The sequence below is a fragment of the Acidiphilium sp. genome, from assembly GCF_049977125.1.
In the GTDB taxonomy this organism is placed as follows: domain Bacteria; phylum Pseudomonadota; class Alphaproteobacteria; order Acetobacterales; family Acetobacteraceae; genus Acidiphilium.
Map to the genome: position 1 here is coordinate 9,376 of NZ_JBMFGY010000105.1, position 1,617 is coordinate 10,992.

1 protein-coding gene is annotated in these 1,617 nt (G+C 62.0%); it reads left to right on the forward strand.

The window, feature by feature from the left end; translation table 11 throughout:
• The first annotated feature begins 199 nt into the window (after nt 1–199).
• Nucleotides 200–1,474: a Zn-dependent hydrolase gene (locus ACP5E6_RS13605; protein WP_427954842.1), complete on the forward strand. Its 1,275-nt coding sequence runs from the start codon at nt 200–202 to the stop codon at nt 1,472–1,474.
• Nucleotides 1,475–1,617: the final 143 nt, after the last annotated feature.

Genomic DNA, 1,617 nt, shown 5'->3' on the forward strand with positions numbered 1-1,617 from the left:
GGCGATAATTCATCGGACCGACTGATACCCACAGCCGCCCGCCGACGCCAGACCACGCGCCCGGCCGCATCAGGCCGCTTGATGGCGTTGTCCGGTTGTTTGGATGCAGCGGGACCCGGTCGATCAGGCGGCCAGTTCAAGATTTCGCTGACGCCCGGCTTGCATGATTCGGTCTCCTAAACCAGTCTGATAACTTCTGATGATTATTGAGCAGATCGGGGACGGTATGGCGGTGGAGAGTAACTATCGGATCAATGGCAAACGCCTTTGGACCACGCTCATGGCGATGGCCGAAATCGGTGCGACCCCCAAGGGAGGGGTCAATCGTGTGGCTCTTACCGAGGTGGATCGTGCAGGCCGCGCGCAATTTGCCGCCTGGTGTGCCGAGGCCGGCTTGAGCGTGCGGGTCGACAGCATGGGTAACATGTTCGCGCGTCGCGCGGGGCGGGATGATGCGCGGCCACCGGTGCTGTTCGGCAGCCATCTGGACAGTCAGCCGACCGGCGGTAAGTTCGACGGCGCCTTGGGCGTGATTGCCGGTCTTGAGGTGATGCGCACGCTCGACGACCTTGGCATCGTCACCGAGGCGCCGATCGAGCTGATCAACTGGACCGACGAGGAAGGCAGCCGATTTGGTCGGGCCATGATGGGCAGCGCGGTCTGGGCGGGGATTGATTCGGAGGCCGCGATCAAGGCGCGGCGCGATGCTGATGGCACGACCGTCGGGCACGCCCTCGCCGCGATCGACGCGGAAGGGCCCGAGCCTGCGGTTCATGCGACTGCGGATGCCTATTTCGAACTCCATATCGAGCAGGGTCCGATTCTTGAGCGTGATGGCCAGAGAATTGGCATCGTCACCGGAGCGCAGGCGCTGGTCTGGTTCGACGCGATCCTGACCGGTCAGGAATCTCATGCCGGCACGACCCCGCCCGACGCGCGACGTGATGCGCTGGCAGGGGCGGCCGAGATCATCTTGCTTGTTGAACGCCTGATGCATGAGCAGGGCGAAACCGGACGAGGGACCGTTGGCCGGCTGAGTGTGCACCCGAACTCGCCGAATGTGATACCGGGCGAGGTTCGTTTCGGTATCGAGTTCCGTCATCCTGAGGATCGGATCGTCGAAATGCTGATCGAGCGCTTCCCCGGTGAGGCACAGGCCATTGCCGCGGAACGAGACCTGACGCTCACAATCCGGACCTCATTCCGAGTCGCGGCCACCCCGTTCGATCCTGCTTGCGTCTCTCTGGTTCGCGAGGCCTGCACGCGACTTGGATATGCCGCTCGTGAGATCGTTTCAGGCGCCGGACATGACGCGGTCCATGTTGCCAGCGTCGTTCCAACCGCGATGATCTTCACCCCCTGCAAGGACGGGCTTTCCCATAACGAAGCCGAATCGATTACGCCGGAGGAGGCCGAAGCCGGGGCACAGGTTCTGCTTGACGTTGTCCTGGCGCGCGCCAATCGCAGGATCTGAAGTGTCGGGCCGGGGAGAGTCGGTACTGAAAATCATCGGCGCGGGTTGCTAGAGCGTTATGCTTTCAGCTTAACGCTCTAGTTCTATGTTTTTTCGAGCAATTTCATGCGATTATGTTGCCGCTGCCGCGTCAACTTAATCGC

What these genes read in the sequence shown, in the direction of transcription:
- ACP5E6_RS13605 (WP_427954842.1), top strand. Translation starts at nt 200, where the DNA reads ATGATTATTGAGCAGATCGGGGACGGTATGGCGGTGGAGAGTAACTAT.